13 protein-coding genes are annotated in these 15,398 nt (G+C 43.5%); 7 read left to right on the forward strand and 6 right to left on the reverse strand.

What is annotated here, in order from left to right; genetic code table 11:
- Positions 1-3 precede the first annotated feature (3 nt).
- The gene (locus ADA42_RS13925; RefSeq protein ID WP_004939462.1) at positions 4-939 is read left to right on the forward strand and encodes an FAD-binding protein; all 936 of its coding nucleotides are present in this window, start codon (positions 4-6) and stop codon (positions 937-939) included.
- Between the two features lie 368 nt (positions 940-1,307).
- Positions 1,308-4,052 carry a DNA gyrase subunit A gene (gyrA, locus tag ADA42_RS13930; RefSeq protein ID WP_048765800.1) on the forward strand — a complete coding sequence of 915 codons (2,745 nt, stop codon included), beginning with the start codon at positions 1,308-1,310 and terminating at the stop codon, positions 4,050-4,052.
- A 42-nt stretch (positions 4,053-4,094) separates the two neighbouring features.
- Here the strand turns inward: gyrA and ADA42_RS13935 are convergent, their stop codons facing one another.
- Genes ADA42_RS13935 through ADA42_RS13950 form a run of 4 tightly spaced genes read right to left on the reverse strand, consistent with a single transcriptional unit; the run spans position 4,095 to position 8,856 of the window.
- Positions 4,095-5,201 (reverse strand): ABC transporter permease, encoded by a 1,107-nt coding sequence (locus ADA42_RS13935; RefSeq protein ID WP_048765801.1) that lies wholly within the window; start codon positions 5,199-5,201, stop codon positions 4,095-4,097.
- The gene (locus tag ADA42_RS13940) at positions 5,198-6,328 is read right to left on the reverse strand and encodes an ABC transporter permease (RefSeq protein ID WP_048765802.1); all 1,131 of its coding nucleotides are present in this window, start codon (positions 6,326-6,328) and stop codon (positions 5,198-5,200) included. Before ADA42_RS13940 ends, ADA42_RS13935 begins: the two co-directional genes overlap by 4 nt.
- Before the next feature lies 1 nt (position 6,329).
- Complete coding sequence (locus tag ADA42_RS13945; RefSeq protein ID WP_048765804.1) at positions 6,330-7,418, reverse strand: HlyD family secretion protein; 1,089 nt, start codon at positions 7,416-7,418, stop codon at positions 6,330-6,332.
- Between the two features lie 13 nt (positions 7,419-7,431).
- Positions 7,432-8,856: a TolC family protein gene (locus tag ADA42_RS13950; protein ID WP_081406517.1), complete on the reverse strand. Its 1,425-nt coding sequence runs from the start codon at positions 8,854-8,856 to the stop codon at positions 7,432-7,434.
- Between the two features lie 371 nt (positions 8,857-9,227).
- On the opposite strand from ADA42_RS13950, the gene serC reads away from it, so the two are divergent.
- The gene (gene serC, locus ADA42_RS13955) at positions 9,228-10,307 is read left to right on the forward strand and encodes a 3-phosphoserine/phosphohydroxythreonine transaminase (RefSeq protein ID WP_004939443.1); all 1,080 of its coding nucleotides are present in this window, start codon (positions 9,228-9,230) and stop codon (positions 10,305-10,307) included.
- A 56-nt stretch (positions 10,308-10,363) separates the two neighbouring features.
- Here serC and ADA42_RS18605 read toward each other — a convergent pair whose 3' ends face one another.
- Together ADA42_RS18605 and ADA42_RS13960 are read right to left on the reverse strand one after the other, a co-directional pair.
- Positions 10,364-10,510, reverse strand: coding sequence for a hypothetical protein (locus ADA42_RS18605; protein ID WP_171249939.1), 147 nt, complete (start codon positions 10,508-10,510; stop codon positions 10,364-10,366).
- A gap of 38 nt (positions 10,511-10,548) precedes the next feature.
- Complete coding sequence (locus ADA42_RS13960) at positions 10,549-11,487, reverse strand: hypothetical protein (RefSeq protein ID WP_004948725.1); 939 nt, start codon at positions 11,485-11,487, stop codon at positions 10,549-10,551.
- A 221-nt stretch (positions 11,488-11,708) separates the two neighbouring features.
- Here ADA42_RS13960 and ADA42_RS13965 point away from each other — a divergent pair, with 221 nt between their 5' ends.
- The 4 genes from ADA42_RS13965 (at position 11,709) to lolD (ending at position 15,346) form a co-directional block, all read left to right on the forward strand.
- Complete coding sequence (locus ADA42_RS13965) at positions 11,709-12,176, forward strand: YaiI/YqxD family protein (protein ID WP_004939433.1); 468 nt, start codon at positions 11,709-11,711, stop codon at positions 12,174-12,176.
- 8 nt (positions 12,177-12,184) lie between these two features.
- The gene (locus ADA42_RS13970) at positions 12,185-13,090 is read left to right on the forward strand and encodes a DMT family transporter (RefSeq protein WP_004939432.1); all 906 of its coding nucleotides are present in this window, start codon (positions 12,185-12,187) and stop codon (positions 13,088-13,090) included.
- A 341-nt stretch (positions 13,091-13,431) separates the two neighbouring features.
- Positions 13,432-14,667 (forward strand): lipoprotein-releasing ABC transporter permease subunit, encoded by a 1,236-nt coding sequence (locus ADA42_RS13975; protein WP_004939428.1) that lies wholly within the window; start codon positions 13,432-13,434, stop codon positions 14,665-14,667.
- Complete coding sequence (gene lolD, locus ADA42_RS13980) at positions 14,660-15,346, forward strand: lipoprotein-releasing ABC transporter ATP-binding protein LolD (protein ID WP_004939423.1); 687 nt, start codon at positions 14,660-14,662, stop codon at positions 15,344-15,346. The genes ADA42_RS13975 and lolD overlap by 8 nt, the downstream gene beginning before the upstream one ends.
- The last annotated feature ends 52 nt before the right edge of the window (positions 15,347-15,398 follow it).

Genomic DNA, 15,398 nt, shown 5'->3' on the forward strand with positions numbered 1-15,398 from the left:
ATCATGAGTATTTTAGTTATCGCTGAGCACGACAATAAGACACTTAACGGTGCAACTTTGAATGTTGTGGCTGCAGCACAAAAAATCGGTGGTGATATTGCTGTATTGGTTGCAGGCGCTGGTGCTCAGGCTGTTGCAGACGCGGCAGCAAAAATTGCGGGTGTCAGCAAAGTTCTTCTTGCAGACAACGCCGTGTACGAACACCAATTGGCTGAAAACGTTGCACAGCTTGTGGCTGATGTAGCGAAATCAGGTTATAAGCATGTTTTGGCAGCATCAACGACTTCAGGTAAAAACATTCTGCCACGCGCAGCGGCTTTACTTGATGTCAGCATGATCTCCGACATTATTGCAGTTGAATCTGAAAATACGTTTAAGCGTCCAATCTACGCTGGTAATGCGATTGCAACAGTTCAATCTGAAGAATCAATTATCGTGGCGACCGTTCGTGGTACTGCATTTGATGCAGTGGCAAGCGAAGGTGGCTCTGCTGCAATCGAAGCAGTCGGTGAGGCAGCCAATGCAGGCGTTTCAACTTTTGTAAACGAAGAAATTGTGAAACTGGATCGTCCAGAGTTGACTGCAGCACGTATCGTGGTGTCAGGTGGCCGTGGTGTGGGTTCAGGTGAGAACTATCACAAGGTTCTCGATCCATTGGCAGATAAACTAGGTGCAGCGCAAGGTGCTTCTCGTGCGGCTGTAGATGCCGGTTTTGTACCAAACGATTATCAAGTAGGTCAAACGGGTAAAATCGTAGCACCAGATCTTTATCTTGCTGTTGGTCTGTCAGGTGCGATTCAGCATTTGGCGGGTATGAAAGATTCTAAAGTCATTGTTGCAATCAACAAGGATGAAGAAGCACCAATCAACAGTGTTGCTGACTACTGGCTAGTTGGTGACTTGAACACTGTTGTACCAGAATTGGTATCTAAGCTCTGATCAGCGCTTTAATTGGATCTGAAAACCTCAGCATTTGCTGGGGTTTTTTATTTGATCAATCCTGCCAAATTTAGCGTGAGTTGTTTTAGGAAAAGCGTGACCATTTACTAAAAAAGTCATGTAAAAAACCAGACTGAGAATACGGTTGTCTATTTTTAAATCAGTATAAAATTAAATCTGTAAATAATCTGTAAATTATATAAATATAAAAGCCAGATCACGGCGAGATCGTACATTCAGAAGCAGAATTATGCTATCATTTGCCGCTGTATTTTTTATTTTTAGTTCAGCTTTTTTGAGCTGAATTTTATTGCAAGATCAAGACATATTGCAGCAAGTTTAGCGCTTGCTGTCTACAAGGAGTATGCATGAGCGTATCGGAAATCCGACCGATTGCCATTGAGGACGAACTCAAGCATTCATATCTAGATTATGCGATGAGCGTAATTGTATCGCGTGCATTGCCAGATGTACGTGATGGCCTTAAGCCAGTGCATCGTCGTGTGCTTTATGCCATGCACGAGCTCGGCAATGACTATAACAAAGCCTATAAAAAGTCAGCACGTGTTGTGGGTGATGTGATCGGTAAGTACCACCCGCACGGTGATACTGCTGTATACGACACAATCGTGCGTATGGCACAAGATTTTAGTCTACGTTATCTGTTGGTCGATGGTCAGGGTAACTTTGGCTCTGTGGACGGCGACAGTGCAGCAGCGATGCGTTATACGGAAGTGCGTATGACCAAGCTGACACATGAGCTTCTGGCAGATCTTGAAAAAGACACCGTGGACTGGGTGGATAACTACGACGGTTCAGAGCGTATTCCAGATGTGTTGCCAACGCGCATTCCAAACCTGCTCATCAATGGAGCAGCAGGGATTGCCGTCGGTATGGCGACCAATATGGCACCGCACCATCTAAATGAAGTGATTCATGCCTGTCTAGCTTACGCAGACAACCCGAATATCTCCATTGAAGGCCTGATGGAACATATCACCGGTCCAGACTTTCCGACAGGTGGTATCATCTATGGAAAATCAGGCATCGTCGATGCTTACCGAACAGGTAAGGGGCGTTTGCATATTCGCGGTAAATATCATTTTGAAGAAGATGAAAAAACCGGACGTACCACCATTGTCTTTACGGAAATTCCGTATCAGGTCAATAAGGCACGTGTGATTGAGCGTATTGCCGAATTAGTCAAAGAGAAAAAGCTTGAAGGTATTTCGGAGCTTCGCGACGAATCCGACAAAGAAGGCATGCGTATCGCGATTGACTTGAAACGCGGTGAAAACGCGGAAGTGATCGTCAATAACCTGTTTTTGAATACCCAGCTAGAAAACTCATTCAGCATCAATATGGTGTGTCTGGACAACGGACAACCGAAGTTGATGAACCTGAAAGACATCATTGCGGCATTTATCCGTCATCGTCAAGAAGTGGTAACACGCCGTACCATGTTTGAACTGCGTAAAGCGCGCGAACGTGGTCATATTTTGGAAGGCTTAACGGTTGCCTTAGCCAATATTGATAACATCATCGAGACCATTAAAACCTCGGCGAATCCGGCTGAAGCACGTGAACGCCTTTTGGCGGGCGAGTGGGCTGGTGGCGGTGTGATTGCCTTGCTCGAAAAAGCAGGTTCGGTTTCGGTTCGTCCAGATGAAATTGAGGGTGAAGATCCAGCGCGCCCATTTGGTTTATCTGACCAGATCTACCGCTTGTCACCAACGCAAGTGGGTGCAATTCTTGAGCTTCGCTTGCATCGTTTAACAGGCTTAGAGCAAGACAAACTCCACGCCGAATACAGCGAAATTTTGGCTCAAATTGCCGAGCTGACAGCAATTTTAAACGACTTTAATCTGTTGATGACCGTGATTCGTGAAGAGCTTGCGCTGATTTTACAACAGTATGGTGATGAACGTCGTACTCAGATTGTCGAATCACGTATTGATTTCTGTCGTGAAGATTTGATTCCAGAAGAGCAGGTGGTATTGACCGTTTCACAAACGGGTTATGCCAAAACACAGCCATTGTCAGACTATCAGGCGCAGCGCCGTGGTGGACGTGGTAAATCTGCAACCTCAATGAAAGATGACGATATAATCCAGCATTTGATTGTGGCATCGAATCACGCGACCGTGCTGTGCTTTACCAATGTGGGTAAAGTGTACCGTTTGAAAGTGTTTGAAGTGCCGCAAGCATCGCGTGGTGCAAAAGGCCGTCCTATGGTCAATTTGCTGCCATTAGATGCCAATGAAACCATCACTGCAATTTTACCGCTGACTGAATTCCCAGAAGACCATTATGTCTTTATGGCAACAGCTTCAGGTACGGTAAAACGTGTAGAACTTGAGCAGTTTGCCAATATCCGCTCAAACGGCTTACGTGCCATCGAGCTCAATGAAGAAGATACCTTGATTGGTGTAGCCATTACCGATGGTCAACAGCAAATCATGCTGTTTTCTAATGAAGGTAAGGCCATTCGTTTTGCAGAAACCGATGTGCGTGCCATGGGACGTACCGCAAAAGGTGTACGCGGTATGCGCGTGACGCTGGCTGCTGCTGTAGATAGTGAAGATGCAGAACTCGATACCGATGAAGCAGATGATTCAGATGATTCTAACGATTCAAATCTGGTGAGTCGCATTGTGTCATTGGTGGTTGTACCTGAAACCGGTGAAGTGCTGTGTGCCAGTGCCAACGGCTATGGTAAGCGTACACCAGTAAATGACTTCCCAACCAAAAAACGTGGCGGCAAGGGCGTGATTGCAATCAAGACCTCCGAGCGTAATGGTGAATTGGTAGGCGCTGTTTCAATTGATGAAACCAAAGAGCTGATGTTGATTTCAGATGGCGGAACCTTGGTACGTACCCGTGCCGCCGAAGTTGCAATGACAGGCCGTAATGCACAGGGTGTTCGCTTGATCCGTCTCAGCGATGCAGAAACCTTGGTGGGTGTGGTATCCATTGAGGCTGTGGAAGATGAAGATGATCTGATTGAAGATCTTGAGACTCAAGCATCAGATGCAGTAGAGCAAGCAGATATCGAGTCTGATACAGCAAATCAAAGTGTTGCAAATGACTTAGAGAGCAATGATCAAGCTTAACCATCTTGATATGTAAAAAAAGGAAGCTTTGGCTTCCTTTTTTTATGAATGTCGATTGTGCGTGCGATGAACCCACCGATAGTAAGCCAATGCTAAAAAGATTACGGTCATGAGCATCAATATCATAAGTTTGGGCATGACAGCACTTAAATGAACCCCCATTTGATTGAGCTGTACAAATAGCTGTACTGCATGCGTAGATGGCAGCAACGCACTAAAAATCTGCATCCATTGAGGCATGGCCTGTATCGGCCAGGCGGTTCCAGTGAGTAAAAACAATGGAATAGAAGTAAAAACCAGAAAATGTCCGGCACGTTCGCTCATATCGAGTAAAGAACCAAAAAGCAGACCCAAGCTGACAATACAACTCACAAAGATTGGAACCGCAACCAGCATGCCCCAGAAATTTCCGCCATGCGGATAATCATTTTTCCAAAACACAAAGCCAAACATATACAGACAGCCTAGGCAGCCAATGGTAAAAAAGCTGGCAAATATTCCCCAAAACTGACTCGATGTGGGCTGATACCGTTCTTCTTTATATCCTCCAAGTAACATACCTAAACCCAGTGCAATGGTTTGATGAATAATCAGCGGTGCGACGGCGGGAAATACATAGCTCCCATAGCCTGAAAGCGTGTTGAAAAGCGGAATCTGATGAATCGAAAGCGCCGGTTTAAAATGCGTAATCTGACCAAATTTTTCGGCATATTCGGCAATCACTTGTTCGATAGAGAGCGCCAGTCCTAAACCAATTTCTTTGATTTTTAAAAAATATGCAGCACTGATATAAAGTCCTACACCGCCCATTTCACCACGTCGAACACTCATACTTAATTGATCAGGCAGATACAAAATTCCATCTGCTTTCTGGTTTTTAACCATTTGCTCTGCTTCAAGAAAGTTTGTCGTGGTTGCAATAATCTTGATTTTAGGGCTATTTGCGACTTGACTAATGATAGTTGAGGTTAAAGCACTTTGTTCTTCATCCACAATCACAATGGGGAGTGATTCGGCGTGTTCTGCCTTATACGCAGTGGGGTAGAAGAAGCTGTAAAAAAACACTGACAACACAACAGTCGTCAAAATTGAGGAATTTTTTGCAATTTCTTTAAACGTGTGCAGATAATAAAACCAGAATTTTTTCATGAGAGCGCCTCCTGCACACGTTTTTTAAGCAAGCGACTCGACACCAAAAAATAAAAAATACAGTAAAACAGCAAGATCAGAAGGGGCGATAATGAAATGGAAACATCACTTCCAACCACCCATTGCTCGGTTTGAAGCTTTGCGTACGGTGTATATGGAATAATCATGGACCAAAATTGTGTAAAAATCGGTGCATTGTTCAGTGGTAAAGTAACGCCTGCAAAACTTAAGGATGATCCGCCATAAACGGCAATAAATCCAAAGGTTCGGCCCATATTTTGCGATGCAATCATAACGGTTGCGCTAATCATGGCATATGCGAAATAAAGTAAAAACTGTGCCATTAAAAGCAGGCTCAAACTGCCCGCAACAAACCAGCCACGAACCACAATCAGCCAGAACATCCATAGCCATGTCCAAGCACAAAAAATCACGACATAGAGTAAAGTTTTGGCAAGTAGCATTTTCATGGCATTGTCAGGTGCGCTCCATTGCGTCAGCGTGCCCCGTTTAAATTCCTGACCAATTGCAAATGCAACGCAGCAACACAGCAATAAATGCAAAATCGCGGGTACCATGAAGGGCTCTAGATAAAACTCATAGCTTAAGCTAGGGTTGTAAAGTGTTGAGACTTTGACATGCGGTGTGGGCAGGTCAATGGCAGGCAATAATGCTGAAAAATAGTGTTCACCACCAAACTCGCCCATAGCATTGAGTGTGCTGATGAGCATGGCACTTGAAATGGTGTTGCCAATACTAAAAAATGACTGATTAAACGCCACACTAATCTGTGCATCTTGTGCATTCACTAAACGCTGTTCTGCACCTTCTGGAATATGTACATATCCCCAAATTTGGGTTTTGTTTACGAGTTCCTCAGCCTCAGACGTATTGGTTAAAACGTATTTCAAATCTAGGGTGGGATTATGGCGTAAATCCTGTTCGATGATGCGACTCAGCTGGCTATGATCTTGGTCAATAAGTGCAATGGGAAGATGATCGGGTTTTCCCTGATAAAACATACTTGCAAACAGCACCACAACACATAGGGGGGCGAGTGTAACCATCGCCAAATCCCATTTGTTTTTGAGCAGATAAATGCACTCACGCCAGAAACAGGCCCACATATCAATTGGCCTCAACTACATCAAAAATCACACTCATACCCACTTTTAAATCAGCTGCTGCTTCTGTGGGTTTAAGATGAAGCTTAAAGCTACGGATATCGTAACCGCCGGTTTGTCGCGTGGTTTTAATGGTGGCAAACTCACCTTCGGCATCGATGTGTTGAATATTAAAATTGATCTTTTTATCAAGTGCGGGTACATATCCCTGAAGTGTTTTTTGCTGATAGACACTTCGATACTGATCTTCCCGGACATTTAAACTGACCCAGCGTTCGTCATCCTCTAACAAACTGACCACAGGCACTGCGGCAGCGACCAACTCCGAGGGTTTCCCATAAATTTTGGAAACAGTGCCGTTTATTGGGGAGTAGAGTTTGGTTTCAGTTTCTAACGATTCAGCTTCACCCAGCGCAGCACGTGCAATATCGACCTGTGCATCTGCCATCGATTTTTGTTGTGGCGTACTGCCACGCTTGGCACGTGCATACTGTTGATACGCGGCTTCGCTTAAAGCTCGGGCAGAGCGCTGTGCTGCGAACATTTCATCGCGACGCTGACGTGAAATGACGCCTTCTTTGTAGAGTGTTTCACCACGACGATACGTGGTTTCAGCCAATTCCGCCTGAGCTTTTACACTTTGCCAGTTGGCATATAAGGTATCAATATTTTCTTCTTGAGAACCGCGCTCTGCTGTCGATTGAAGTGCTAAAGCCGATTGTAAAGCGGCTTGCGCTTGCTGCTTTTTGGCTTCTATCTCAGGACTAACCAAGCGAGCAAGTGCCTGACCTTTCTTAATATTCTGGCCTTCTTCGACAAAGATTTCCGCAATACGACTAGGCACTTTGGTGGTGACGTAAAGCGTTTCGGCTTCAACGCGACCTTGTAATGCTACGCTACGAGGCTGATACGCTTTCCATAAACCATAAATAATCAGTCCAATGATGAGCAATAAAATGATCAAACCAATGATTTTTACGGCGCGCTTAGGGCCATGTGGTGTCTGTTTTTGCTGGGATCCGGTGGTCGTTGCCGACTCAGAGGCAGAGGGCACCGGATGTTCAGTGTCAGAAGACGATTGATCTGTCGGCATGATGTCCTCGTAATTAATAAATATATACTGTATTAGGCTGATTTAAATACGTTTTAAACTGACTAATCGAGCCATGACTTTGGAGCAGCGTGGCCAGAGAGAGCACGTATTTATAAGCATTGATGGCCATTTCTGTATCAATCACTTGCACAGCATTTTGTGCATCAATCACTTGATTGGCCGTTCCCATGTTTTCTCTAAATGAAAGCTCTTGGATGCGTAAGTTTTCAAGTGCAGCGCGTTTATTGTCATTCAGCAGCGTTTGTGTTTGCTGCGAAGAACCCATTTCGCTATAAGATTTTTGAATAATATTTTCAATTTCCTGTTTGGTACGCTCGACTAAAAGCTGACTGCCATAGCGCTTAAGTTCGGCAGATTCGATACTTTTATTTTTATCTAGTCCACCAAACAGGTTGTAGCGTGCCACCACACCCACAATCCAGTTTTCGTTTTTGTCTAAGCTATATTCGGCAAAGGCAAATACAGTCGGCTTTTTGGCGGCGCGCTGTGCTTTCACATTTTCATCTGCCAGTTGGGTGTCTATTTGCATTTTTCGAATGAGATTAGACTGATTGGGATACGAGCTCAAAAATTGATTCAAAGGCAATGTTTGTTTTGTATTGACAAAAAGCGGTGTGGTGAGATTCCCGTTCGTTTGCTGATGTAATAGATGATTTAACTGAAACTGACTGCTATTCAAGTTGCTTTGAGCGTTTTGTAATAAGCGCAGGGCGTTGTTACGTGCCACTTCAAACTGCATTCGCTGGCCTTTGCTGATAAAGCCTTGCTGTTCGAGCTTGAAGGCGTTATTGACATGTTTTTGCATGGCATCTGCATTGAACTGGCTCGATTTCACCAATTGCGTTTGTAGCTGAGTATTAAAGTAAGCCTGAATAATTTCAAATCTTTGAATATCTTGCTGTTGTTCTGTACTGAGTTGTGCCCGCATGGCCTGTATGGTAGCAATTTGCTTGGCACTTTTAATCAGGCCGCCTGTGTAAATGGGCATGACTAGAGAAATGGTGGGTCTGATCACTTCATCTTCAATACTTAAATTTGCGTAATTGGGAAACTGATTAATTCCATCTGAAATGGCTGTATTCGCGCCCGTCTGAATCGTATTGAGTACATCTGGTGGCAACACGCCACCCACCTGAGACAACTGCTCGCTCAAGCGTTGACTCAAAGTATTTTCAAGATTTTGTTTAAAACTGTCTAAAGGGAGATCAACTTCGCTATGGAATTTATAAGCCCGTACATTAAGGTCAATACGTGGGCGTCCTAGGCCTTTAGTGGCTTGTGCATCAAGACGTGCTGCCTGTTCAAAGGCTTGACTGGCCTGAGAGCTGTAAGAGGATGTGAGCGCTTGTTGCTCTGCCTCTACATAACTGATGCCCTCAGCAAGTGCCACCTCACTGCATAAAAGCAAAGCGGCCATACAGCCAAACAAAAACTTGACTGGAGGAGGTGAGCTTGCGCACCTGAAATTCATTTTTATCATTCGCTGTTGTAATGTCATATCAAGTCACGTCGTGTTGTTCCTGAAAGTATAATCTTTATTGTAAAAGCATCAGTTATAGTCTTGTTTATTATACAAATGTATAGCACGTAGGGTGTTTAAAAAGCAATCAATATGCTTGGATTAATCTGACTGGATATTCTATTGTTTATCTGATTTGATCAATCGTAAATTCAGGCCAAAAGGCATCAAGTTATATAAAAAATATATGCTCAATGCTGCTGCATGCGCTGGCAAGATGTGGTTAAATGCGAACTTTAGTTTAGTTTCAATTATATAAAGGAACGATCATGCGCGCGTACAATTTCTGTGCTGGCCCAGCTGCATTACCGACTGCTGTTTTAGAAAAAGCTCAACGTGAACTGTTGGACTGGCAGGGTAAAGGGCTTTCCATCATGGAAATGAGTCACCGTAGCGCTGATTATGTTGCCGTTGCAGAAAAGGCTGAAGCCGATCTGCGCCAGCTGATGAACATTCCTGAAAACTATAAAGTCTTATTCTTGCAAGGTGGTGCATCGTTACAGTTTTCAGCAATTCCATTAAATTTGCTTGGAAAAAACAGCAAGGCAGATTATATCCATACTGGAATCTGGTCTGAAAAAGCGCTAAAAGAAGCTCAGCGTTATGGCGATATCAATGTAATCGAAGCAGGCACTCAAATTGATGGCAAGCTTGGTATTAAGCCTCAGTCTGAATGGGCATTGTCTGAAGATGCAGCTTATGTGCATTATGCAGATAACGAAACCATCGGGGGCTTACAATTTGCAGGTATTCCTGAGGTTAATGCGCCGTTGGTATCGGATTTATCGTCTAGCATTTTGTCTGCACCGCTAGATGTGAGTAAGTTTGGTTTGATTTATGCTGGTGCGCAAAAAAATATTGGCCCCGCAGGTCTTACTTTGGTCATTGTTCGTGACGATTTGCTTGACCAATCACGTGCAGATATTCCGAGCCTGTTAAAATACTCTGCACAAGCTAAAAATGACTCTATGGTGAATACACCAGCAACTTATTCATGGTATTTGGCTGGTTTGGTATTTGAGTGGTTAAAAGAGCAAGGTGGTGTTGAGGCCATTCATCAAGCCAACCTTGAAAAAGCCAAATTACTCTATGGTTATATCGATTCGAGTGATTTTTATAACAACCCGATTGCGCCGGCCAATCGCTCGATTATGAATGTGCCATTCACTTTGGCAGATGAAGCATTGGAAAAACGTTTCTTAAAAGAAGCAGAGCAAAACAATCTATTGAACCTTGCTGGACATCGTTCAGTTGGTGGAATGCGTGCCAGCATTTACAATGCTGTGCCGCTTGAAGGCGTGCAAGCACTGGTCAACTTTATGGACGCATTTGTCAAAGCCAACGGCTAATTGCAAAGGCAATAAAAAAAGCCCCTACATCATGTGGGGCTTTTTTAATGATTCATTTAAAGCGATAAGAAACCAAAATAATGGATCATCACTGCTGCTAAAAACATTCCGAGTGCAAAAAAGCATAATGCAACTGTATCGAATTTAATACGCTGTCCGCTCAATTGAATCAGATTGGTCGATTGTTCAGTTATAATTTTCATCAATACGCCTAATTTATTAATTATTCGTTGAAACGCTATTATTCAACTTTACTTTTAGCATAAATATTCGCCTGAATCCAGATATTACCTCGAATATACTGACCAATTTCAAAATTTTCGTGGGCATTATTTTTAGTGGCGAGACGAATTAATATTGCAGGTAGCTCATCTTCTAGTACCAACACCACATCATAAAGGGTATAGGTTTCATCCATAAATGTCGTCGATGATTTACCTACGATATTGCCTTGAAACCAAGCTTCGTCTTCTTGGCCCATGGTTTCGCCAAATAAATAAGCCACCATTTTAGAAAAATCGACCGTTACAGGTTCCTGATCTTCAGGTGTTTTAGGTTGCCACGCATCGATTAATTCTTGCAGATTTTCAGGCGCAACACCGTTATTGGCCGATAAAATATCATTTAACGCACGATGATGTTTAATCGATGCCGGATCGTCGACTTCAATGGTTTCGTTGTCGGCAACGACTTCAAGTTCATAGGCCCAAGCATTTAATTGAACTTGATAGGCCTGATTTTTTTCATATTGATTGTGATTGACGCTATATAGATTATCGTAAGCGTAAATAGTGGTATTTTTATTTAAACTCAACCGTAAAACAGCCTGAGTATTTGATTCGCAGGCAATGATACGATCAATCACAGCATTATATTTATATGGGCTTTCAAAACTTGGGAATGCAGTTTTCAGCGCGCGCGGTTTATTATTTTCGACCGCAATAATCTGGCTGACTTTAATCCCAGATTCAGACGGACCTTGGATCAACCATACGTCGGTATCCATATCCTGTTCAGTTTCACATAAACCCATTGGCATCATAGGAGCGTCGAGTGCCATACTGAGCCATTTAGGCACGACTTGTTCAGGTGTATCACTCAATAACGCCCAATGCTCGCCATGGTTGCCAAAACCTTGATCTTGAATAGTAACGATTTCTGGACTGTTTTGATTTTTCATATAACCCTGAAGAATTTTTAAAAGATTTAGATATATAAATCGAGCATATCTAAGTTTTTTCAAGTGTTGATATGCAATTATGTAAAAAATATTTTAATTTTCTTTTTGAATTTCATCGAGATGTTGGCGTATTAGATCTATGTAAAAATAACAAGTCTACAGGTCACCATCAAATCTTAAGTCTGTTAAAATAAAGGCCTCTTTAAAAAGGTTGAAATTGCGTGTTGCCATTTAAACTTTGGGTCGATGCCGATGCATTGCCAAAGATTCTGCGAGAAGTCATTTTGCGTGCTTCTGATCGTTATCAGCTTGAAGTCATTTTTGTTGCAAATCAAAACGTGGGCATTACGCCATCTGTCCGGATCAAATCGATTCAGGTTATGAGTGGCGCCGATCAGGCCGATCGTGAAATTGTCGAGCGCATGCAGGCACATGATATTGTGATTACTCAGGATATTCCTTTAGCTGCACAAGTGATTGAAAAGGGCGGTATTGCGATTCATCCACGAGGTGAAATCTATACCGATGCCAATGTAAAAGCACGTTTGCATTTACGCGATTTTATGGACACCCTGCGGGGTGCTGGCGTGCAAACTGGCGGACCACCGCCCATTTCCGAACGCGATAAACGCGAGTTTTCAAGTGCGCTTGATCAAACCATTTTGAAGCAAAAGCGTAAAACGCTTTGAGACCGGCTATGCCTTCAAAAAGCAATATCATACTGACCTATATTGTTTTGGTTTTGATCTGGGCATCGACTCCACTGGCGATTGTCTGGAGCGTGGCGGATCTGCATGTACTTTGGGCCATGATGTTACGCTTCTTTTTGGCGCTGCCAATTGCTGTAGTGATATTACTGGTACTCAGAATTCGTTTTCCACTCAACCCAAACGCCATTCATAGCTATATTGCAGGCTCGTTTAGCTTAATTGGCGCGCAGGTGTTTACCTATATTGCCACGCAGTATCTAAGCTCTGGGGTGATTGCTCTAATGTTTGGGCTTGCACCTATCATTGCCGGTTTGATTGGCCGTTTTGCTTTTGCGCAGCAACTCAATCGCCTGCAATGGACGGGTATGGCCATTGCAATTGTCGGTTTGGCATTGATCTGCTTTGGCGGGTCATCACAGCATGTGCATCCGCTGGGCATCGGTCTGATGCTCATGAGTGTCTTTATCTACTGTAGCTCAATTTTTTGGGTAAAAAAGGTCAATGCCGATGTCGTGCCGATGGCACAAGCCACTGGGTCAATTCTGGTTTCTACCTTGGTGTCTTTGTGTGTACTGCCGTTTGTGTGGTCACATGCACCTACGCATCTGCCGGAAATGAAATCATTACTGGCCTTGTTGTACACCACGATCATGGCATCACTGATTGCAATGTTTTGCTATTTTAAACTGGTCAAAAACATTGAGCCGACCACATTATCGCTCACCAATGTGATGACGCCTTTACTGGCCTTGGTCATTGGCGCTTTATTTAATCATGAGCAGATTTCACTCATGATGATTTTAGGTACCTGTATTATTTTGAGTGGGTTATTTTTATATTTTTATCGTGATATTCAGGCCAATCGACGCTACAAACAACACATCAAATCTTGAGGATCACTGTAGCTTGCCTAATGTAATGCACAGACAAGTACGATTGAATTTGGCTTAAAACCGGGTAACATACGCTTCATAAAGTACATCAAAATGTTGATCTTTATGCCTTAATTGTTCGATTTCGTAGTAATCCGTACGATCAAATTGATCTACTGCGGTATCTGGTACAAAATAAGCCCGCTATATAATCTGAATCGTAAGGGGCATTCAATAATAAGAGTCTGCCGGGTGAAGTTTTATCGAGATTCTTTTGGTGTATCTGTGCGTAATCGATGTTAATCGCAGTATCTAAATAAATACTGTTTTTTCTTTTATGAAATGACCTTGGACTAAGTGGTATGTTTAAACCAATCTCGCTGTATATAGGGTTGCGATATACCCGCGCTCGGCGTAGTAATCACTTTATTTCGTTTATTGCCTTGGTTTCGATGATTGGTCTGACCTTGGGCGTTGCGGTACTGATTACCGTTTTGTCCGTGATGAACGGCTTTGATCGCGAGTTGAAAAATCGTGTACTTGGTATGGTACCGCAGGCCACGATTTCATCGAACCAGATTCTAACCGACTGGCCTCAACTTGCTAAAAAAATTGAGGGTCATCCTCATGTCACTGGTGTTGCACCATTTACACAATTACAAGGCATGCTCACCGCACAAGGCCAAGTTGCCGGGATTATGGTGAGCGGGATCGAACCAAGCTATGAAAAAAAGGTTTCGATTATCCAAAACCATATGGTGGCAGGTAGTATCGACAGCCTTAAAAAAGGCGAATACGGCATTGTACTCGGCAAGCAAATGACCGACGCACTCGGGCTTGGTCTAAACGACAGTGTGACGCTGGTTTTGCCTGAAGCGACGCCATCACCTGCTGGGGTGGTGCCACGATTTAAACGATTTAAAATTGTGGGCATCTTCAGTATTGGTGCCGAAGTAGATTCGATGATGGGTTATATTGCCTTGAATGATGCATCTACACTGTTGCGCTTACCCGATGGCGCCCAAGGAATTCGCCTTAAACTGGACAATATTTTTGCAGCACCTCAAGTGGCAGACGATATTGTGAAGACCTTACCATCCAATTTCTATGCGTCTAACTGGACTTATACTCACGGTAACTTGTTTAGCGCCATTCAAATGGAAAAAGCCATGGTGAGCTTGCTATTGTTCCTGATTGTTTTGGTTGCAGCATTCAATATTGTATCTTCACTGGTCATGGTAGTGACCGATAAAAAATCAGACATCGCGATTTTAAGAACACTAGGTGCATCACCAGCCACCATCACCAAAATCTTTATGGTTCAAGGTACAGTGATTGGTGTGATCGGTACGGTGGCGGGTGCTATTTTAGGAGTCGTGTTTGCTTCAAGCGTAAGTAATATCATTGACTGGTTCAATACCGCGCTTGGTTTACATTTATTCGATGCGTATTTCATTAATTACTTGCCGTCTTATCTACGCTGGCAAGATGTGGCTTTGATTGTGTCGGTTTCACTGTTATTGAGCTTTCTTGCCACGATTTATCCGGCATTGCGTGCAGCGAAAATTCAACCTGCGGAGGCATTGCGCTATGAGTAAGATTGTCCTTGAAGCCAAAGATATTCATAAGCATTTTACCGATGGAAAATCGACAGTTGATGTGATTAAAGGCTTATCGCTTCAGGTAAAAGCAGGGGAATTTGTTTCGATTGTTGGAGCAAGTGGTTCAGGTAAAAGCACTTTGCTGCATGTACTTGGCGGACTCGATACGCCGAGTCAAGGTCAGGTTTTTCTGGATGGTCAGCGTTTTGATAATCTGGGTGAAGCGCAGCGCGGCTATAAACGAAATCATTATTTGGGTTTCGTCTATCAGTTTCACCATTTACTACCTGAGTTTTCGGCACTTGAAAATGTGGCCATGCCGCTGATGCTTCGTGCAGAGACCAATTATAAAGAGGTCAAACAACAGGCTGAACACTTACTTGATCGTGTTGGGTTGTCACATCGATTAACGCATAAGCCTGGTGAATTATCTGGCGGAGAGCGCCAGCGTGTTGCATTGGCACGTGCACTGGTTGGGCGTCCTGCAGTGATGCTGGCAGATGAGCCAACAGGAAATCTAGACCGCAAAACGGCACTGGGTATTTTTGAGCTACTCACCGAGCTGAAAAAAGAATTCAATATGGCCATGCTGATCGTGACTCACGATGAGCAGTTGGCACAATCTGCAGATTCAATTTTACATATGCAAGATGGCCTTTGGGTCGATCCAGTCTGATTTTATGCGTATTGATAGCCCTTTCGGGGGCTTTCAATTTTTATCATACAAG

The sequence above is a fragment of the Acinetobacter sp. 243_ASPC genome, from assembly GCF_001054715.1.
GTDB lineage: Bacteria > Pseudomonadota > Gammaproteobacteria > Pseudomonadales > Moraxellaceae > Acinetobacter > Acinetobacter soli.